General features: G+C 74.0%; 17 protein-coding genes and 2 pseudogenes. 5 read left to right on the top strand and 14 right to left on the bottom strand.

Features of this window, described 5'->3' with window-relative positions; all coding sequences use genetic code 11:
- Window positions 1–60 precede the first annotated feature (60 nt).
- Both ACPZVR_RS22370 and ACPZVR_RS22365 read left to right on the top strand, forming a co-directional pair.
- Window positions 61–576, top strand: a complete 516-nt coding sequence (locus ACPZVR_RS22370; RefSeq protein ID WP_436701896.1) for a CinA family protein — start codon at window positions 61–63, stop codon at window positions 574–576.
- A gap of 49 nt (window positions 577–625) precedes the next feature.
- On the top strand, window positions 626–943 hold the full coding sequence (locus ACPZVR_RS22365; protein ID WP_436701928.1) for a helix-turn-helix domain-containing protein: 318 nt from the start codon (window positions 626–628) through the stop codon (window positions 941–943).
- A 122-nt stretch (window positions 944–1,065) separates the two neighbouring features.
- On the opposite strand, the gene htpX is transcribed toward ACPZVR_RS22365, so the two are convergent.
- From htpX to ACPZVR_RS22350, 3 genes are read right to left on the bottom strand one after another with little or no spacing between them, the layout of a single operon-like run.
- Window positions 1,066–1,938, bottom strand: a complete 873-nt coding sequence (gene htpX / locus ACPZVR_RS22360) for a zinc metalloprotease HtpX (RefSeq protein WP_436701895.1) — start codon at window positions 1,936–1,938, stop codon at window positions 1,066–1,068.
- Between the two features lie 56 nt (window positions 1,939–1,994).
- On the bottom strand, window positions 1,995–2,792 hold the full coding sequence (locus ACPZVR_RS22355) for a DNA-formamidopyrimidine glycosylase family protein (protein WP_436701894.1): 798 nt from the start codon (window positions 2,790–2,792) through the stop codon (window positions 1,995–1,997).
- A gap of 10 nt (window positions 2,793–2,802) precedes the next feature.
- Window positions 2,803–7,374 (bottom strand): ATP-dependent helicase, encoded by a 4,572-nt coding sequence (locus ACPZVR_RS22350; protein ID WP_436701893.1) that lies wholly within the window; start codon window positions 7,372–7,374, stop codon window positions 2,803–2,805.
- Between the two features lie 47 nt (window positions 7,375–7,421).
- Here ACPZVR_RS22350 and ACPZVR_RS22345 point away from each other — a divergent pair, with 47 nt between their 5' ends.
- Window positions 7,422–8,102, top strand: coding sequence for a class F sortase (locus ACPZVR_RS22345; protein ID WP_436701892.1), 681 nt, complete (start codon window positions 7,422–7,424; stop codon window positions 8,100–8,102).
- Here the strand turns inward: ACPZVR_RS22345 and ACPZVR_RS22340 are convergent.
- From ACPZVR_RS22340 to ACPZVR_RS22300, 9 genes and pseudogenes are all read right to left on the bottom strand, one after another.
- On the bottom strand, window positions 8,095–9,369 hold the full coding sequence (locus ACPZVR_RS22340; protein WP_436701891.1) for an MFS transporter: 1,275 nt from the start codon (window positions 9,367–9,369) through the stop codon (window positions 8,095–8,097). The genes ACPZVR_RS22345 and ACPZVR_RS22340 overlap by 8 nt on opposite strands.
- A gap of 69 nt (window positions 9,370–9,438) precedes the next feature.
- Window positions 9,439–10,707 carry an MFS transporter gene (locus ACPZVR_RS22335; RefSeq protein WP_436701890.1) on the bottom strand — a complete coding sequence of 423 codons (1,269 nt, stop codon included), beginning with the start codon at window positions 10,705–10,707 and terminating at the stop codon, window positions 9,439–9,441.
- Window positions 10,704–11,063, bottom strand: coding sequence for a TfoX/Sxy family protein (locus ACPZVR_RS22330; protein ID WP_436701889.1), 360 nt, complete (start codon window positions 11,061–11,063; stop codon window positions 10,704–10,706). Before ACPZVR_RS22330 ends, ACPZVR_RS22335 begins: the two co-directional genes overlap by 4 nt.
- A gap of 41 nt (window positions 11,064–11,104) precedes the next feature.
- The gene (locus tag ACPZVR_RS22325; protein WP_436701888.1) at window positions 11,105–11,680 is read right to left on the bottom strand and encodes a TIGR03086 family metal-binding protein; all 576 of its coding nucleotides are present in this window, start codon (window positions 11,678–11,680) and stop codon (window positions 11,105–11,107) included.
- The gene (locus ACPZVR_RS22320; RefSeq protein WP_436701887.1) at window positions 11,677–12,189 is read right to left on the bottom strand and encodes an SRPBCC family protein; all 513 of its coding nucleotides are present in this window, start codon (window positions 12,187–12,189) and stop codon (window positions 11,677–11,679) included. Before ACPZVR_RS22320 ends, ACPZVR_RS22325 begins: the two co-directional genes overlap by 4 nt.
- Entirely contained in the window at window positions 12,186–12,575 is a 390-nt protein-coding gene (locus tag ACPZVR_RS22315) for an ArsR/SmtB family transcription factor (protein WP_436701886.1), read from the bottom strand. The genes ACPZVR_RS22320 and ACPZVR_RS22315 overlap by 4 nt, the downstream gene beginning before the upstream one ends.
- 141 nt (window positions 12,576–12,716) lie before the next feature.
- The gene (locus tag ACPZVR_RS22310; protein ID WP_436701885.1) at window positions 12,717–13,421 is read right to left on the bottom strand and encodes an NUDIX hydrolase; all 705 of its coding nucleotides are present in this window, start codon (window positions 13,419–13,421) and stop codon (window positions 12,717–12,719) included.
- A complete protein-coding gene (locus tag ACPZVR_RS22305) occupies window positions 13,418–14,011 on the bottom strand; it encodes an isochorismatase family protein (protein ID WP_436701927.1) in 594 nt (197 codons plus the stop codon). The genes ACPZVR_RS22310 and ACPZVR_RS22305 overlap by 4 nt, the downstream gene beginning before the upstream one ends.
- A 6-nt stretch (window positions 14,012–14,017) precedes the next feature.
- Window positions 14,018–15,310, bottom strand: a pseudogene (locus ACPZVR_RS22300) (nicotinate phosphoribosyltransferase); the annotation flags it as partial.
- 59 nt (window positions 15,311–15,369) lie between these two features.
- Between ACPZVR_RS22300 and ACPZVR_RS22295 the strand changes: the two are divergent.
- Together ACPZVR_RS22295 and ACPZVR_RS22290 are read left to right on the top strand one after the other, a co-directional pair.
- A complete protein-coding gene (locus ACPZVR_RS22295; protein WP_436701884.1) occupies window positions 15,370–16,833 on the top strand; it encodes an HsdM family class I SAM-dependent methyltransferase in 1,464 nt (487 codons plus the stop codon).
- A gap of 220 nt (window positions 16,834–17,053) precedes the next feature.
- Window positions 17,054–17,380: pseudogene (locus ACPZVR_RS22290) on the top strand (VOC family protein); the annotation flags it as partial.
- Window positions 17,381–17,455: 75 nt separating this feature from the next.
- Here the strand turns inward: ACPZVR_RS22290 and ACPZVR_RS22285 are convergent.
- Together ACPZVR_RS22285 and ACPZVR_RS22280 are read right to left on the bottom strand one after the other, a co-directional pair.
- Complete coding sequence (locus tag ACPZVR_RS22285; protein WP_436701929.1) at window positions 17,456–18,286, bottom strand: hypothetical protein; 831 nt, start codon at window positions 18,284–18,286, stop codon at window positions 17,456–17,458.
- A gap of 125 nt (window positions 18,287–18,411) precedes the next feature.
- Window positions 18,412–19,170 carry an IclR family transcriptional regulator gene (locus ACPZVR_RS22280; protein WP_436701883.1) on the bottom strand — a complete coding sequence of 253 codons (759 nt, stop codon included), beginning with the start codon at window positions 19,168–19,170 and terminating at the stop codon, window positions 18,412–18,414.
- Window positions 19,171–19,216 lie beyond the last annotated feature (46 nt).

Here is a 19,216-nt window from a genome sequence, read left to right as displayed (position 1 = left end):
TGACGCCGGGCTGATCGGGGACAGAGGGCCTCGGTCGGTGGTCCGTGACACGATGCGGTCATGGAGTCACCGGCCGAGGCGCTCGTCCATGCCCTCCGCGATGCCCGGGCGAGCGTGGCGACCGCCGAGTCGCTGACCGGCGGACGGCTGGCCGCCCGACTGACCGAGGTGCCCGGATCGTCGGTCGTCTACGCCGGTGGCGTGGTCAGCTACCAGACCCACATCAAGGTCGAGGTCCTCGGCGTGCCGCAGAGCATCGTCGCCGAGCACGGCGTGGTGTCCGCGGAGTGCGCCCGGGCGATGGCCGACGGGGCGCGCCGGCTGCTCGGCACGGTGTACGCCCTGAGCACCACCGGAGTCGCGGGCCCGGACCGCCAGGAGGGCAAGCCGGTCGGCACCGTGTACGTCGGACTGGCCGGCCCCGGCGGCACGAGGGTCCTGGAGCTGGACCTGTCCGGCGACCGGTCGGCGATCCAGGAGGCGACGGTCGATGCCGCGGTCGCCGGCCTGGCCGAGGAGCTGGCGGGGGCGCGCTCAAGGGCTGGGCAGCCGCCGGAAGATTCGGGGCTCGGGTAGCGTTGTGCCCAGGACCGGACCACCCACCCAGCCCGCTGACGGAGAGGAGATCGCGATGGTGCTCTTTCGCCGATCGCTCGGTGACATCCTGCGGAGTCGCCGTACCGAGCTCGGTCTGACCCTCCGTGAGGTCTCCGGCGCCGCCCGGGTGAGCCTCGGCTACATCTCCGAGATCGAGCGCGGCCAGAAGGAGGCGTCCTCGGAGCTGTTGGCCTCGTTGTGCGACGCCCTCGAGATGCCGCTCTCCGACGTGCTGCGCGAGGTCGCCGACGCCGTGGCGCTCGAGGAGGCCGCAGCGGTCCTGGCCGCCGCGCCCACCCCGATGATCGCGCCGCGCCGGACGCCGGTCGTGGCGTCGGCTGCCTGAAATCGACGGTGTGACAGTTTCACCGGCCGGCCGGTGAAACTCATGCTGGGACGAGGAAGCTTCCTCGTCCCAGCATGCGTTTTCTCGTCCCAGCTCGAGTTATGTCACCTCGGGCGGCGGCGTCAGCGGCCTGCCATCGCCTCCAGGCGCGCGATCCGGTCGGCCATCGGGGGGTGGGTCGAGAACATCTTCTGCACGTCAGCGGCCCGGAACGGGTTCGCGATCATCATGTGGCTGGCGTTCTGCAGCTGCGGGGTGGGGGCGAGGGGAGCGCGGGCCGTGCCGAGCTCCAGCTTGCGCAGGGCCGAGGCCAGCGCCAGCGGGTCGCCGGTGAGCCGGGCGCCGTCCTCGTCGGCGTCGTACTCGCGGGTGCGGCTGATCGCCATCTGGATGACCGCCGCGGCGAACGGCGCGAGCAGCGCGGTCCCGATCATGACCAGCGGGTTCGGGCGCTCGTCGTTGTTGCCCCCGCCGAAGATCGATGAGAACGCGAGGAACTGCGCGACCGAGCTGATCACGCCGGCGACGGCCGCGGCCACCGAGCCGGTGAGGATGTCGCGGTTGTAGACGTGCATCAGCTCGTGGCCGAGCACGCCGCGCAGCTCGCGCTCGTCGAGGAGGCCGAGGATGCCCTCGGTGCAGCACACCGCGGCGTGCTGCGGGTTGCGGCCGGTCGCGAAGGCGTTGGGCGCCTGCGTCGGGGAGACGTAGAGCGCCGGCATGGGCTGGCCCGCGCGCTCGGAGAGCTCCCGCACGATCCGGTACATCGCCGGCTGCTGCTGCTCCGACACCGGGTAGGCGCGCATCGCGCGGATGGCGAGCTTGTCGGAGTTCCAGTAGCCGTAGGCCGTCGTGCCGACGCCGATGAGCACGAAGATCCAGATGAACGCGGAGCTGCCCGTCGCGGCCGCGATCAGGCCACCGACCGCGAGCAGCAGCGCGAAGATGGCGCCGAACAGGCCGGCGGTCTTGAGGCCGTTGAAATGGCGGTGCATGTCCCGACAACGAACGGGGCGGTGCGTCGCGTTCCAGCCGGCCGACGAGACTCAGGTCACGGCGCCGGTTGGCAGCGAGGACACCAGTACGTCGTGCGCTCCCGGTCCGCCGCGCCCACCGGCCCGGCCTCGATCGGGGTGCGGCAGCGCAGGCAGGGCCGCCGCTGCCGCCGATAGACCCAGACCGGGTCGCGCCGGTCGCCGGTCGTCAGCGGCTGGCCGTGCTGGAGTCCGGATCGCAGCAGCAGGCGGGCGCGGCGCAGCAGCCGGAGCGGATCGGCGACGGCCGCGACCGGCGCCTGCGGGTGGACCCCCTGGACGAAGCAGACCTCCGACATCCAGATGGTGCCCAGCCCGGCGACGACGGTCTGGTCGAGCAGGCTCGCGCCGAGGACCCGGTCGGGTACGGCGGTGAGCCGGGCGCACGCGGTCGCCTCGTCGTCGGCCGTCCACGAGCCGAGGAGGTCGGGCCCGAGATGGTCCACGACCGCGCCCTCGTCGGCCGTGGCCAGCAGCTCCACGATCCCGAGCCGGAAGCCGACCGCCTCGGCCCGGGCGCCGCGGAGGACGACCCGGGCGTCGTGGGCCGGCCCGGGCCACGGCGCGCCGGGCGCGATCACCCGCCAGCTGCCCTCCATCTTGAGGTGGCTGTGCAGGGTGAGCGGGGTGCCGTCGGGCATCGTGAGCCGGGTGAGCAGGTGCTTGCCGTGGGTGGCGGTCCGCTCGACGGTGGCTCCGGTCAGGTCGGTCGTGGCGAGCTGGGGGACCCGCAGGTCGGATCCGACGAGCACCTGGCCGGCCAGCGCCCGGTCCAGTCGGTCGGCGGTACGACGGACGGCGTCCCCCTCCGGCACGGCGACCTCCTCAGGCTCGGATCCGCAGGCCGCGCGGGGTGGCGATGAAGCCGGCCGCGGCGAGGGCGTCGCGCAGCGGACCGCCGCTGCCCAGCAGGGCGGTGCCGTCGGCCTTCTCGACCGTCAGCTGGCCGAGGGTGCCGCGGCGTACGGCGGTGGACAGCGCCTCGGCGGCCGGGGCGAGCAGGTCGGGGTCGTCGGTCCAGGTGAGCAGGGTGCGGCCGCCGCGCTCGACGTAGAGCACCAGGGTCCCGTCGACGAGGACGACCAGTGCGCCGGCCTTGCGACCCGGCCGGTGGCCGCCCTCTTGCTCGCGGTCGGCGCTCGGCCAGGGGAGCGCGGCTCCGTAGGGGCTGGCCGGGTCGGTCGCGGCCAGGGCGACGGCGACCGGCTTGGCGTCGGGAGACTCGCCGCCGGCGGGGGCACCGAAGGAGCGCAGCCTGTCGACGGCGCCGGCGGTGCCGAACTGGGCGGCGCCGAGGCCCTCGACGAAGTAGCCCCGGCGGCAGCGTCCGGCGTCCTCGAACGCGCTCAGGACCTTGTAGACCGCCGCGAACCCGCCGGGCACGCGTTCGTTGACCACCGCGCCGCGGGTCACGAGGCCGTGCCGCTCGAGCAGCTGCTCCGCGGCGGCGTGGGCGCGTCGGGTCGGGTCGCTGTCGATGGCCGGGAGGAGCGCCCAGCGACCCGCCGTCTCGAGTGGACCGGTGCGGGCGACGCGGCCGGGGCGCGCCGGCGCGCGGCGGGTGCGGTGCGCCGCGCGCCCGGAGCGGGTGAGCGCCCGCAGCGGGGTCAGCGTGTCGTTGGTGAGGTGCCCAGCCCACACGAGTGCCCACAGCGCGGCGCTGACCGCCTCGTCGAGGGGAGTGTCCTCCCCGGCGTCGCGGCAGGCGCGCGCGACCTGGTCGGCGACCTGGCGGAAGAACCAGGCTCCGCCGGGAGCCAGCACATCGAGCACCCGCTGATGGAGGGGATCCTCGACCGGGCCGGGCTCCGGCAGCGTGAGGTGGGCCCGGTCGACGAGATGGAGCGAGACCCAGCCGTCGCTGCCCGGCAGCGCGCCGTGCCCGGACCAGACGACCTCCCCGGTCGCCGTCAGCTCGTCGAGCAGCGCCGGCTCGTAGTCGCGCACCCGAGCCGGGAGCACCAGCGACTCCAACGCGCTGGCCGGCATCGGGGCGCCGGCGAGCTGCTCCACCGTGTGCAACAGCCCGTCGACGCCGCGCGGACCCTTGGTCGTGGTGATCTGGTGCCACGCGGTCGAGAACCGAGCCAGCGTCGTCGGCTCCACCGGCTCGATCTCGTGGCGCAACCGGGCGAGCGAGCGGCGCCGCAGCCGGCGCAGCACCTCGACGTCGCACCATTCCTCGCCGTCCAACGACACGGCGACCGGCCGGAACTCGCCGGACAGCACCCGGCCCTGCGTCTCGAGCCGCTGCAGGGTGTGCCGGACGACGGCGACGCCCAGGCCCAGGCGGGTCGCCACCTGGTCGGCGGTGAACGGCCCGTGGGTGCGCGCGTAACGCCCCACCAGGTCGGCCAGCGGATCGTCGACCGGCTCCGTGAACGCGGCGGGGGTGCCCGGCGGGGCAGGGACGCCGAGACCGTCGCGCAGGCGGGCGACGTCCTCGACGACGGCCCAGGCGTCGCCGTAGGGCATCCGCACCTCGACCACCCGGCGCGCCGCGACGAGATCGGCCGACCAGTCGGTGACGGCGGCGCCCTCGCGCGCGCGGGCCGCGACCTCGGCGGCCGTGAGCGGGCCGAGCAGGCGCAGCAGGTCGACCAGGCCCTCGGCGTCGCGCACCCGGCGCTCGGGAGTGGTGCGCTGGAGCTCCGCCTCGACCTCGGCCAGCACGTCGGGGTCGAGCAGCTCGCGCAGCTCGGCGCGTCCGAGGAGCTCGGCGAGCAGGCCCTGGTCGAGGGTCAGCGCGGCGGCCCGGCGCTCGGCCAGCGGCGAATCGCCCTCGTAGACGAACTGGGCGACATAGCCGAACATCAGGGTCCGCGCGTACGGCGACGGCTGGGTCGTCTCGACCTCGGTGACGGTGACCTCACGCTGGTCGACGCGGCGCAGCAGCGTGGTGAGGCCCGGCAGGTCGTAGACGTCGTTGAGCACCTCGCGGACGGTCTCGAGCACGATCGGGAACGCGGGATAGCGGGCGGCGACCTCGAGCAGGGCGGCCGCACGCTGGCGCTGCTGCCACAGCGGCGATCGGCGACCGGGGTCGCGGCGCGGGAGCAGCAGGGCGCGCGCCGCGCACTCGCGGAAGCGCGCGGCGAACAGGGCGGAGCCGCCCACCTCGCGCGTGACGATCTCGTCGATCTCGTCGGGCTCGAACGCGATCAGGTCGGCGCCGGGCGGCTCGGCGTCGGTGTCGGGGATCCGGATCACGATGCCGTCGTCGGAGGCCAGCGCCTGCCCGTCGATGCCGAACCGCTCGCGCAGCCGGGCGTTGATCGCCAGCGCCCAGGGCGCATGCACGGCGGTGCCGTAGGGGGAGTGGACGGCCAGGCGCCAGTCGCCGAGCTCGTCGCGGAACCTCTCGACCAGGACCGTGGTGTCGCTCGGCAGCACCCGGGTGGCCTCGACCTGCTCGCGCAGGTAGGCCACCAGGTTGGCGGCGGCGTTGTCGTCGAGCCCGACCTCGCGTGCGTGCGCCTCGGCGTCGGCAGCGGGCAGCGCGGCGAGCTCGCGGGTGAAGGCGCCGATCGCCTCGCCGAGCTCGGTCGGCCGACCGGCGGTGTCGCCCTTCCAGAACGGCAGCCGCCCCGGCACCCCGGGAGCCGGCGTGACGATGACCCGGTCGTGGGTGATGTCCTCGATCCGCCAGCTCGTCGCGCCCAGAGCGAACACGTCGCCCACCCGGCTCTCGTAGACCATCTCCTCGTCGAGCTCGCCGACGCGGCGGTTGGTCCCCTCGCCGGCGAGGAAGACCCCGTAGAGGCCACGGTCGGGGATCGTGCCTCCGCTGGTGACCGCGAGCCGCTGGGCCCCGGGCCGGCCGCTGATCATGCCGCTCACCCGGTCCCAGGTGATCCGCGGGCGCAGCTCGGCGAACTCGTCGGACGGATAGCGGCCCGCGAGCAGGTCGAGCACGGCGTCGTAGGCCGGGCGGGGGAGCTGGGCGTAGGGCGCGCTGCGGCGCACCAGCGCGAACAGCTCGTCGACGTCCCACTCGTCGGCGGCGGTCGCGGCGACGACCTGCTGGGCGAGGACGTCGAGCGGGTTGGCCGGGACGCGCAGGGCCTCGATGCCGCCCGTGCGCATCCGGGCGACCGCGACCGCGGCGGGCGCGAGGTCGCCGCGGTGCTGCGGGAAGAACACGCCCGAGGACGTCTCGCCGACCTGGTGGCCGGCACGGCCGACCCGCTGGAGGGCGCTGGCGACGCTGGGCGGCGAGGCGATCTGGAGCACCAGGTCGACGGCTCCCATGTCGATGCCGAGCTCGAGGCTGCTGGTCGCGACGACAGCAGGCAGGCGCCCGGACTTGAGATCGTCCTCGACCAGGGCGCGCTGCTCCTTCGAGACCGAGCCGTGATGGGTCCGGGCCAGGACGGGGGCCGCGCCGACGGCGGCGCCGGACTGGGCCATGATCTGCGCGGGCGGGGTGATCCCGTCGGTCGTCACCTCGGCGGCGATCTCGTTGAGGCGCGCGGTCAGCCGCTCGGCGGTGCGGCGACCGTTGGTGAACACGATCGTCGAGCGGTGCTCCCCGATCAGCTCGGCGACGCGCTGCTCGACATGGGGCCAGATGCTGGCCCGGGCCGGTGGCGCCGTCGGGTCGTCGTCGTCGATCACCTGGCCGAGCTCGGTCATGTCCTCGACCGGGACCTCGACGCGCAGGTCCCACTCCTTGTGGGCCGGCGGAGCGACGATCTCGACCGGGGCGGTGCCACCGAGGAAGCGGGCGACCTCCTCGGTCGGCCGCACGGTCGCGGACAGCCCGATCCGCTGCGCCGGACGGGGCAGCAGCGCGTCGAGGCGCTCCAGGCTCAGCGCGAGGTGGGCGCCGCGCTTGGTCCCGGCGACCGCATGCACCTCGTCGACGATGACCGTCTCGATGCCGCGCAGCGTCTCGCGGGCCTGGCTGGTGAGGATGAGGAAGAGCGACTCGGGCGTGGTGATGAGGATGTCGGGCGGCCGGGTGGCGAGCCGACGGCGCTCGCTGGCCGGCGTGTCGCCGGAGCGGATGCCGACGGTCACCTCGGGAAGCGGGTGCCGGGGGTCGATCCGCTCGGCCGTCTGCCGGATGCCGGTCAACGGAGCGCGCAGGTTGCGCTCCACGTCGACGGCCAGTGCCTTGAGCGGCGAGACGTAGAGCACCCGGGTGCGGTGGAGCCGATCGTCGGGTGCCGGAGAGGTCAGCAGCCGGTCGAGGCCGGCGAGGAAGGCGCTGAGCGTCTTGCCCGACCCGGTCGGCGCGACGACCAGCGTGTGCCGATCGCGGGCGATCGCGTCCCACGCGCCGGCCTGGGCGGCGGTCGGCTCGGCGAAGGCCGCGCGGAACCATGCGCGCGTCGCCTCGCTGAACCGGCCGAGCGGGTCGACCGGCGGATCCTGCTGCCGGGAGTCCACCATTGCGCCATCTTCCCGCACGGCACCGACATCGCCGCCACAATGGCCGGGTGGCTGTGGAGGAGGGGCGCCGGCGGCGCGATCTCGCGCTGGTGACGGGCGTGGGCGCGCTGGTCCTGGCCCTGCTGCTCGCGTGGCTGCTGCTGCGCGACGGCGACGCGCCGGACCCGCCGGCCGCCGTACCCCCGCCGGTCGTGACGCCCACCCCGACGCCCACGCCGACTCCGACCCCGCCCGTCGATCCGTGCGCCCGCCAGACCGAGGCCGGGTTCACGCCGACCGCGATCACCGTCGACGGGATCGTCCGCCGGGCCCGGGTGCTGGCGGTGCCCCGGGACGCGGCCGGCGTCCCCGGTGTGCCGCCCGTCTCCGACAAGCTGTCCTTCGCCTGGGACCGCGGCGGCGTCGAGCCCGGCTCCGCGCAGGGCCACGTGCTGCTGAACACCCACACCTGGCCCGACGGCAGCGCGATGGGCAACCGGCTGCTCGACGGCCTCGACGTCGGAGGCCGGCTCGTCCTGGCCTCCGGCCAGGGGGCCGCGCAGCGGGTCGCCTGCTACGACGTGACCGAGCGGACCGAGGTGCTCGCCACCGACGGCTTCCCCGGCTGGGACGCGGTCGACGGCCCGCCCGAGGTGGTGATCGTGGTCTGCTCGGGGCGCCGGCTGGGACCCGGCAACTGGACGCACCGCACGCTGTGGTTCGCCAGCAGGGTCGGGTCGGCTACCTGACCGCCTCCGGTACGCCGGCGGGCCGGCCGTTCGCCGCGGCCGGGAGGTGGCGCTCCAGCACGGTCGCGACCACCGCGATCGCGGCGCACCCCAGGACCATCAGCGCGATCAGCGTGGAGGCCTGACCGTGCTCCAGCAGGAACCCCGCGACGATCGGACCCGCGACGGTGCCGGCCTGGACGGCCGCGGAGTTGAGCGCGTTGTAGCGCCCGCGGAGATGGTCGGCGGCCAGGTCGTTGTTGATGGCCGGCAGGGTCGGCTGGAGGAGGGTCTCGCCGATCCCGAAGACCAGGCCGAACCCGAGCAGGCCGGTGATCGCGAGCGCGCTGCCGGGGGCGAGGGCGCCGGTGCCGACGAGGAGCCAGGCGAACGCCCACAGGGCCGCCATGACCGTCAGCACCCGGGTCCGCCGCCGGCCGCGGATCCGCCCCATGACGGTGAACTGGAGGGCCACGATGACGAAGGTGTTGAGCGCGAAGCCGAGCCCGATCACGCCGGTGGACAGTCCTGCCTCGCCCCGGGCGAAGGCAGGCAGCCCGGCCTCGAACTGTCCGTAGCCGATGAACGTGGCGACGAACGTCAACAGGGTCAGCCACCGCACGGCGGGACTGCGCAGGATGGCGCGATAGCCCGGCGTCGGACCCGGTCCGAGGTCGCGCGGCGGGTGCAGGACCCGGCCGTGCAGGTGGCGCAGCGGGCCGAGGAAGAGGGCGAGGGGGACCAGGCCGGCGAGGGCGTCCGCGAGATAGATCGCGGTGAACGACCCCGGCCGGCCGACGTCGGCGAACAGGCCTCCCACGATGCCGCCGACCCCGAGCCCGAGGTTGGTGAGGGCGAAGTTCACGCCGAAGTACTGCTGGCGGACCTCGCCCTCGACCACGGTGGCGATCAGGGAGTTGAACGCCGGCCACGACGCGCCGAAGTTGACGCCGATGAGGACGAGTGCGACCGCCGCGGCCGCCGGCGTGGTCGCGAAGGCAAGGAGCACGGTGCCGACCACCATCGCGGACTGTCCGGCCAGCAGCACCACGCGGGCGCCGTACCTGTCGACGAGGGCGCCGCTCGGCGCGGTCACCACGAACGCGGCAGCGGCGATGACGGCCATGAGCAGGCCGGACAGACCGAGGCCGAAGCCGCGCACCTCGTGCAGATAGATCAGCGTGAAGGGCAGCACGAGCCCGCGCCCGAGCGTGGAGACCGCGACGGTGGACAGCAGCCACCGACCCTCGGTCGGAAGCGCGGCCCAGAACGACTTCAACGAGATCATGCGTGGACCGTGCGCTTCACGGTGGAAAACCTTAGGGCCGCCTCCGGATGCCCCGGAAATCGTGTGGCGTCATCCGTCAGCGGGTGTGGCGGACGCCACGACCGGACGGCCGTTGGCCGCTGCGGGGACGTGTCGTTCGAGGATCAGCGCCATGGCGGCGATCGCGACGCAGCCCGCGACCATGACGGCGATGTACGCCGGGGCGAGGTCGTGTTGCAGCAGGAAGCCGGCCACGACCGGCCCGGCCACCGCGCCGCCCTGGAAGGCGGCCGCCGTGATGGCGTTGTAGCGCCCGCGAGTGTGGTCGGTGGCGAGGTCGTTGGCCATCGCCGGCACGGTGGGCTGGAGCAGCGTCTCGCCGAGGGCGAAGACGGCCATGTAGGCGAGGACGCCGGCGATCGCGACGCCTCCTCCGGGGAGCACGCCGGCCAGGCCGAGGAGTCCCCACGCCACGGCCCAGATCGCCGCCATCGCCACCATCACCCGGGTGCGCAGGTGACGCTTGATCCGGTTGAGCACCGAGAACTGCAGCACGACGATCACGACCGTGTTGACCGCGAACGCCAGGCCGATGGTGCGAGTGGAGACCTCGGCCGCCTGCCGCGCGAACCCGGGGAAGCCGGCCTCGTGCTGGCCGTAGCCGATGAAGGTGCCGACGAAGGTCAGCAGCGTCAGCCAGCGCACGGCGGGCTGCTTGAGGATGGTCAGGTAGCCGGCGGCGGCCGGTGCCGCCCCGTCCTCGGGGACGGCCGCCCGGCCGTGGACGTGGCGCAGCGGCCCGAGCAGGAGCGCCAGAGGGACCAACCCGCTCACCGCGTCGCCGACGAAGATCGCGGTGAACGTGCCCGGTCGGTCGACGTCGGCGAACAGGCCGCCCACCACGCCGCCCACGCCGATGCCGAGGTTGACGAGGGCGAAGTTGATGCCGAAGTACTGCTGGCGCAGCTCGCCGGTGACGACGGCCGCGATCAGCGAGTTGAACGCCGGCCAGGACACCCCGAAGTTGAAGCCGATGAGCACCAGTGCCACCGCCGCGACCGCCGGCGTGGTCGCGAAGGCCAGGATCAGGTTGCCGGCGATCATCGCGGCGATGCCGGCGAGCAGCACCGCGCGGGCGCCGTACCGGTCGACGAGGGCACCGCCCGGGCCGGTGACCAGGAAGCCGACCACCGCGATCAGGGCCATCAGGGTCCCGGACAGGCCGAGCTCGAAGCCGCGGACCTCGTGCAGGTAGATGAGCGTGAACGGCAGGGTCAGGCCGCGTCCCAGGGTCTGGATCGCGACCGTCGACAGCAGCCACCGGCCCTCCGTGGGCAGAGCGGCCCAGAACGACCTCACCGTCCGGTCGACTTGGGCGGCAGGCCGGCGACGAAGGACGCGCCGCGGTGCACCCACGCACCCAGCGCCTTGTCCGTCGCGAGGTCCGCGAGGTCGACCCGCAGCCAGCCGGTCATGGCCCGTCCGCGCATCTCCATCGGGTACGCCGGGGTCGTGGCCACCAGGTGATCGCCCTCGGCCGGGTCGACGCGCACCATCAGGCCGCCCTGACCGCTGGCGGCCACGGCCATGTGACCGCCGACCATGAAGCCCAGCCCGCCGAACATCTTCTTCTCGGTCAGCTCCAGGCCCGCCGCGGCCGGCTCCTCCCCAAGGAGGTCACGGAGCCGCCCGGCCAGCTCGTCGTCGTACGCCATGACAGGAGGCTAGGACCCGCCACCGACACCGCTCCAGCCGATTACGGCCGCTGCCAGGACGGGTCGCGCCCGATGAAGCCGATCAGTCGGTCCTGCCAGGGCGCGTCGTCGGCGACCGGCACCTGCGGGCCGTACTGGCCGCTGCTGCGCAGCATCTCGTCGAGCGGCGCCATCCCCTCGACCATCACCCGGCAGCGCTCGGCGTCGAGCGTGTCGTCTTGGCCGGTGGCGCGGGCCAGGTCCCAGGTGTGCATGAAGACATCGCCGGTGTAGAACCGCGAGACCGCCTGGGGGAGCGGCATCGGGGGCAGCCGTGGGTGGGCGAAGGCGACCTCGGCAGTCGCGGGATCGTCCAGCACCGCCTGCACAGCTGCGGCGTGATGCTCCCAGGCGGCGACCGGGTCGTCGTCCACCGATGGTCCGGGCGGCAGGCGCAGGCCGGAGCCGTCGGCGAGGAACGCCGGGAACCATTCGACGAGGTGACGGACGACGTCGCGCGCCCGCCACTCCGCGACGGGGGTCGGGGCGTCCCAGTCGTCCGCGGGGACGCCGCGGACCCGCTCGCCGAAGGCGCCCGCGATGCTGCGGTGCTCCTCGGCCGGGTCGTCGGGGATCACCCCTGCGCTCCCGCCATCGAGGCGAGCAGGCGGTCGAGAGCGGCGTACCCCTCGTTGATGCCGACCTCCATGCCGCTGGCGAGCATGCCGGCGCGGGACTCGAAGTCGTAGACCACCGACAGCCCCTCGAGGCGGGTGCGGCCGCCGGGCAGCTCGACGAAGACCATCGTCTCGAGACTGACCGCGTCGGGCATCTCCTCGAACCCGAAGGTCTGCACGATCTTCTCGTTCTCGTCGACCCGGTGGACGGCGCCGTAGAAGTGGGCGACCTCGACGCCGTCGCGGACGGCGGTGTAGCGGTACTCGCCGCCGGTGCGGATATCCCACACATCGATCTCCATCCCGATCGAGTCGGGGCCCATCCACTGCCTCACCAGGTCGGGCTCGACGTGGGCGCGGTAGACGAGCTCGCGCGGCGCGTCGAACTCTCGGACGATCCGGACGGTGGGGACGTCGGGGTCGGCCTCGATGAGGGCCTCGGGCGCGGTACTGCCGGTGCTCGTGTTCATCCTGCTGCTCCTTCGGGTCGGTGCTGCTGCTCGGTGTCGTTCGGTGGGTCGGTGTCCCTGCCCTGCATCCGGGCGAGGACCTGGTCCAGTCGTCGGTAGCGCTCCTCGGCCTGCCGCCGATAGCGCTCGATCCACTTCGTCATCAGGTCGAACACCTCCGCGTCCAGATGGACCGGCCGCCGCTGTGCGTCACGGCTGCGGTGGACCAGGCCGGCCTCCTCGAGCACCTTGAGGTGCTTGGAGACTGCCTGGAGCGAGACGTCGTACGGCGCCGCGAGCTCGCTCACCGTCGCGTCGCCCGCCGCCAGCCGGGCCACGATGTCGCGCCGGGTGGGGTCGGCGAGGGCGCCGAAGACCCGTGACAACCGATCGTCTTGCTCAACCATGTGGTTGATTAGACGCCGGTTCCCCAGTCATTGTCAACCAACGGGTTGAGAACGAGTGGGTCGCGGTGACGGTTCACCTACCGAATTTGTCGTGATCGGCGGACTCGGCCGACAAACTCGGTAGTTAGACCGCCGACCGGATCAGCCCCGCGCCATGGGCGGCTGGACGACGGTGGCGGTGCCGCGCCGGTAGAGCAGCGCCCGCCGGCCGCCGGCCTCGGTCGCCTCGCCGCGCACGTCGGTCGGCACCACGAAGCCCTCCGTGCCGAGCACCTTGCGCCGGAAGTTCCCGAGGTCCGGCGGGGTGCCCCAGACGGCGGCGTAGACGCGACGCAGCTCGGGGAGCGTGAACGGCTCGGCCACGAATTCGGTGGCGAGGGTGGTGTACTCCAGCTTGGCCCGGACCCGCTCGCGCGCATCGAGCAGGATCTGGCGGTGGTCGAAGGCCAGGGTCGGCCCGTCGTCCGTCTCGAGCAGGTCGTCGACGACCCACCAGCGCGCGTCCGCGGCGTCGGTGCCCGCTCGTGGCTCGGGCAGGTCCGGTGCGAGCGCGACGTGCGCGACGGACACGACGCGCTGCCGCGGGTCGCGGTCGGGGGCGGAGTAGGTCCGGAGCTGCTCGAGGTGGCCGGAGAAGCGCTCGGCGTCGCCCAGCCCGGTCTCCTCCCGCAGCTCGCGCCACGCCGCCTGCTCGGCGTCCTCGTTGGGCTCGACGAACCCGCCGGGCAGGGCCCACGAGCCCGCGAAGGGCTCCTCGCCGCGCTCGACCAGCAAGACGGCCAGCGCGCCGTCGCGGATGGTGAAGATGGCGAGGTCGACGGCGACGGCGAACGCTGGATGGCTCACGGCGCCACCTCCACGCCCGCCGCCGCCAGCTCCGCGAGCGCCGCCGTGGAGGAGTCGGCCGCCACGCCGGCGTGCAGGCCGTCGAGGAGGCGGACCCGGAAGCCGGCCCGCGCCGCGTCGAGGGCGGTCGCGCGCACGCAGTAGTCGGTGGCGATGCCGGCGACGTCGACGTCGGTCACCTCGGCCTCGCGGAGCAGGTCGCCCAGGCTCTCGCCCGCGGCGGTGACGCCCTCGAAGGCGGAGTACGCCGGCTCGCCCATCCCCTTCACGACATGGTGGGTGACGGCGTCGGTGGCCAGCTCGGGAGCGTAGTCGGACCCCGGCTCGCCCTGCACACAGTGCACCGGCCATGTCGTCACGAAGTCCGGCTCCTCGCCGGGCGCGTGGAAGTGGCCGCCGTTGGTGTCGCCCGCGTGGTGCCAGTCGCGCGAGGCCGCCACGATCGCGTAGTCGCCCGCGTGGGCGGCGAGGTGCGCACTGATCCGGCGCGCGACCTCGCGTCCGCCCGTGACGCCGAGCGAGCCTCCCTCGACGAAGTCGTTCTGGACGTCGACCACGATCAGGGCCCGCGGGGTGCTCGTGTCGTTCATCGTGCTCTCCTTTCGAAGCGATGCGGTGAGGTACGCCGGGCCGGCGGCGACCGTGCGTGCCTCGGTCGGCAGGGTGGCGAGGGTCGCTGCGGCGAAGTCGCGGATCTCGTCGAGGCCCGGACGGTGCACGACCTCGCCGCCGCGGATCAGCGGGATCTGGACGGGGCGGGCCTCGGGGCCGGGTGGGGGAGCGTCCTGCGCCGTGAACCACTCGGCGACGAGGATGCCGTCGGCGTCGTACTCGCGGAAGGGGTGCTTGCGGCCGCCCACCGAGCCCTTGTCCTTCGACTTCTTCGCCACCGGGCGCAGCGGCGCGTCCGGGCCGTCCGCGATCGCGACCAGCTTGTAGACCATGCTCGCCGTCGGATGGCCGGAGCCGGTCGCGACCCGGGTGCCGACGCCGTAGCCGTCGATGGGCGCGTCGGCCAGCGCGGTGATGACGAACTCGTCGAGGTCGCTGGTGACGACGATCCGGGTGCTCGTCGCGCCCAGTCCGTCGAGCAGCTGTCGGGCCTTGTGCGACTCCTCGGCCAGGTCGCCGGAGTCGATCCGGACCGCGCCGAGGTCGGTGCCCGCCACCGCGACGGCCGTGCGGATGCCGTCCGCGATGTCGTAGGTGTCGACCAGCAGGGTGGTGTCGACCCCGAGAGCCTCCACCTGGCTGCGGAAGGCGTCGGCCTCGGTGTTGTGGGCGAGGGTGAAGGCGTGTGCGGCGGTGCCGGCGGTCGGGACGCCGTAGCGCCGGCCGGCGGCCAGGTTGCTCGTCGTCGCGAAGCCGGCCAGGTAGGCCGCCCGCGCGGTCGCGACCGCCGCCTCCTCGTGGGTGCGCCGCCCGCCCATCTCGATGATCGGGCGGCCCTGCGCGGCGTCGACCATCCGGGCGGCCGCGCTGGCGATCGCCGTGTCGTGGTTGAGCACGCTGAGCACCAGGGTCTCCAGGACCAGGCACTCGCCCAGCGTCCCCGTCACGCCGAGGATCGGGCTGCCGGGGAAGTACAGGTCGCCCTCGCGGTAGCCGTCGACGTCACCGGAGAACCGGAAGTCCGCGAGCCACCGGGCCGTCTCGGCGCCGATGACGCCCTCCTCCTGCAGCCAGGCCAGCTCGTCGGCGTCGTAGGAGAACCGCTCGATGGCCTCGAGCAGCCGGCCGAGCCCGGCCAGCATGCCGTAGCGCCGGCCCTCGGGCAGGCGGCGGGCGAAGGCCTCGAAGACGGCCGGCCGCCCGGCACTGCCGTCGCGGACGAAGGAGTCGAGCATGGTGAGCTCGTAGCGGTCGGTGAGCAGTCCGGTGCGGTCCATCACGGCCTCTCGGTGTTGTAGTCATTGTGACTATAACAGCCTTCCTCTAGGGTCCCAGCATGGCGCGTGGGACCGAGGCGGACGAGGCCGCCGACGCCTACGAGCGCCACCTCGCCGAGAACGACCGCGATCGACGTCGGGCGCAGGGTGCGTTCTACACGCCGCCCGCGCTCGTCGCGTGGGTGCTCGACCGCGCGTTGCCGGCGGCCGGATCGGTGCTGGATCCCGCCTGCGGGACCGGTCACTTCCTGCTCGCCGCCGCCCGTCGGCTCGGCGTGCGTGCGGTGCACGGATCCGACGTCGACCCCGATGCGGTGCGGATCGCGCGCGACCGCCTGCGGGCCGAGGACCCCACGGTCTCCGCCGCGGAGATCGAGCGGCAGGTCGTGGTCGCCGACGGCCTGACCGCCTGGGAGGGCCACACCTTCGACGCGGTCGTGGGCAACCCGCCCTTCCTGGGCCAGCTCCGGCGCGACACCGCCGGCCGGAGCGAGGAGCACCGTCGGGGGCTCGGCGCGTACACCGACACGAGCGCGGTGTTCCTGCGCCGCGCGCTCGACCTGGTGGCTCCCGGGGGGACCGTCGCGCTCGTCCAGCCGATCTCCGTGCTCGCCGCGCGTGATGCCGGCCCGGTCCGCGAGGCGGTCGCCCTTCGTGGCGCGGTCACCGACTTCTGGTGCGGCGAGCGACCGGTCTTCGACGGGACGCCGGTCCACACCTGCGTGCCGGTGGTGCGGATCGGCGCGACGCCGGCGACCGACCCCGACGCCTGGGGCGCGCTCGCGGCGCCCGCCTTCGGGATCCCGTCGGTCGCGCTCCCGGCCGACACCGGCAGGCTCGGTGAGCGGGCGACCTGCACCGCCGACTTCCGCGACCAGTACTACGGGCTCGCGCCCTTCGTGGCCGACGGCCTCCCGGGCGGCACCCCGCTCGTCACGACCGGCCTGATCGATCCCGCCGAGCTGCGCTGGGGCCGGGTGCCGACCCGCTTCGCCCGTCGGCGGTACGACGCCCCGTCGGTCGACCTCGCCGGGCTGCGCGGCGACGGGTCGCTGGGCCGCTGGGCCGACACGCGTCTCGTCCCCAAGCTCCTGGTGGCCGGGCAGGGCCGGGTGATCGAGGCCGTCGCCGACGAGCGCGGCGCCTGGCTGCCGTCGGTGCCCGTGGTGAGCGTCGTGCCGCACGACCCGGACGACCTGTGGCGGCTGCTCGCGGTGACGCTCGCGCCCCCGCTCGTGGCGCACGCCGCCACCCGCTATCTCGGCACCGGCCTGACGCCCGGGTCGGTCAAGGTCAGCGCCCGACAGCTCGCGGCCCTGCCCCTGCCGGCCGACGACGGCGCGTGGGGGGAGGGCGCCGACCTGGCCCGGGCCGCCCAGCACGCCGCCCACGCGGAGCGGCCGGCGCTGCTCGCGGCCGTCGGTCGCGTGATGACGGCTGCCTACGGCGCCGACCCGGCGTCGTACGACTGGTGGTGGGAGCGGGTGCGCCGCCGCCCGGACGACGGTCCCGGGGGCGTGTAGGGCGCGGCGCCAGTGTCGGACGGGGCCCGGTGTCCTCCAGCGTGAAGCGGAGTGTCATCCGGGTCGGCCGGCCGAGCCTCACGACGGCGTACTCCGACTCGGTCCGACCGAAGCTCCGCGCATACGTCGACACCTCGTCGCGGTGGGGTGCTGGTCGCCGGGGATCCCCGGCTCCGCGCCGCCCCGATGAATCCGGTGCCCCTGCTCGGTCCCTTCCGGTATGAGCGAGTTCCTGGCCGACGGGGTCGAGCTGTTCGCGGGGATCTGTGTGCGCGACTATGCGCGGGCCCGGCCGTGGTACGAGGCGCTGCTGGGCGCGCCGCCGTCCTTCCTCGCTCACGACACCGAGGCAGTGTGGGAGCTGGCCCCGCACCGCTGGCTGGTGGTCGAGGAGCGCCCCGAGCGGGCGGGTCGCGCCACGCAGACCGTGTTCGTCGACGACCTCGCCGCCCGGGTGGCCGGCATCGCCGACCGTGGGATCGAGCCGGCCGAGGAGCAGACCTACGGCGACGGCGTACGGAAGGTGATCTATCGGGACGTCGACGGCAACGAGGTCGGCTTCGGGGGCAATCCCGTCGCCGACTCGCTGCGGCCGACTGAGCCCGGCGGTCCGGCCCGGCGGCTACTGGGTGGAGGTGCAGAACACCTCGGGCTGGGCGACGACGGGGACGGCGTTCGGCGGCGTCGGGAGGGCGCCGGGGTTCTCCACGGTGAAGGTCAGGGCGACCCGGAACGGCGTCGCCAGCGGCATCGTGACGTACTCCGACTGGGTGATGCCGAAGGACTTCGTGTAGACGGCGACGTCGTCGCCGGCCACGGAGATCGTCGCCCGGCCGGCGAGGTCCGAGGCGTCACTGATGCCGAACCTGGCCCGCAGGGAGATGCAGCTGCGGTTGAGGTTGTAGTCGACCAGCGACGGCAGGGTGGGGTGGCCCCAGCCGCGGAGCGCCGGGCCGTAGGCGACGCCGTTGACGGTCACGCTCTTCTCGACGCCCCATCCGGTCATGACGCGCGGCTGCATCTTCGTCAGGTCGCGCCACTCGTAGACGCCGACCTTCACCTTGGCGGACCGCCGCTTGGGGCCCGCGGCGCTGACCACGCGGTACGTGCGGGTCACCGCCTTGGTGGTCTTGTCCTTGAGCTTGTAGGTCCCGTCGGCCTTGACCTTCGCGGTGGCCTGGGCCTTCCACTTCGTGCCCACGCGCTTCTGCTGGAGGGTCACGCGGGTGACCCTCGGGCTCGTCACGGCGCCCGTCACGACGACCTTCCGGCCGCGCTCGACCTGGGCACTCTTCACGGCGATGCTGATCGCCTTCTCCGCGGCCGACGCACGGGCCGACCCATGGGCCGACGCATCGGCGGCGGGAGCGGAGGTCGTGGCGAGGGCCGGGGTCGCCAGTGTCAGCGAGGCGGCCAGGAGCAGGGCCGAGGGCCCTGAGGTCAGAAGTCGCATGGGTGCTCCAGGTGTGAACGGGACTCGTTCGGGGGCGGAGTCCACGGTGCAGCGATCGATGCCCGCGGATGGGGCAGGTGAAACCCGTGACGACTCCTGATGACTCTGAGGTCGCGGGCGGAGGGTCACCGGCCGCGGAGCCGACGGCCGAGGGCGTCGGCGGTGGCGACGACGGATCCGGCCAGCCGCTCGCGCTGACGGCTGTCGAGCTCCTCGGTGGGAAAGGTGAGCGCCACCCCCGCGACCGGCAGCCCGTTGTGGTCGAGGACGGCCGCCGCGACGCTCGCCATGCCGGCCGTGACCTCGCTGTCCTCGGTCGCGTAGCCCCGCCGACGGGTCTCGGACAGGACCGAGCGCAGCGCGGTGGGGGAGCCGGGGCCGACGCCGGTGCGGTCCACGAAGGCGGTCCGGTCGGGGTAGAGGGCGCGCACCTGGCTGGCCGGGAGGTGTGCCAGGATCGCCCGCCCACTGGCCGTGAGGTGCGACGGCAGCCGGACGCCGACGTCGGTCACCAGCGGCGGTCGGCCGGGCGCTCGCTCCTCCACGACGTAGAGCACGTCGCGGCCGTGGGGAACGGCGAGGTGCGCACTGTGCCCGGTGCGGTCGACCAGGGTCGCGAGGGGGCGGCGGGCCAGACGCTGCAACGGTGCCTGGCGGGCGTAGCCGGAGCCGACCTCGAAGGCGGCCACGCCGAGGCCGTAGCGGCGCTCGTCGGCGAGATGGACGACGAAGCCCTCGTCCGCCATGGCCTGCAGCAGGTGGTAGGTCGTGGAGCGCGGGATCTCGAGCTCGCGCGCGATCCGGTCGACCGCGACCGGCTCGGGCTGTCCGGCGAGGAAGCGCAGCACGCGCAGTGCTCGGGTGGCTGCCGGGACCTGGGCCATCTCCGGTCTCCTCTCGATGAGTCTCGGATCCGAGACTCATCATGGC

The sequence above is a fragment of the Nocardioides segetis genome, assembly GCF_051390595.1.
In the GTDB taxonomy this organism is placed as follows: domain Bacteria; phylum Actinomycetota; class Actinomycetes; order Propionibacteriales; family Nocardioidaceae; genus Nocardioides.
This window is presented reverse-complemented; position numbering and strand designations above follow the sequence as displayed.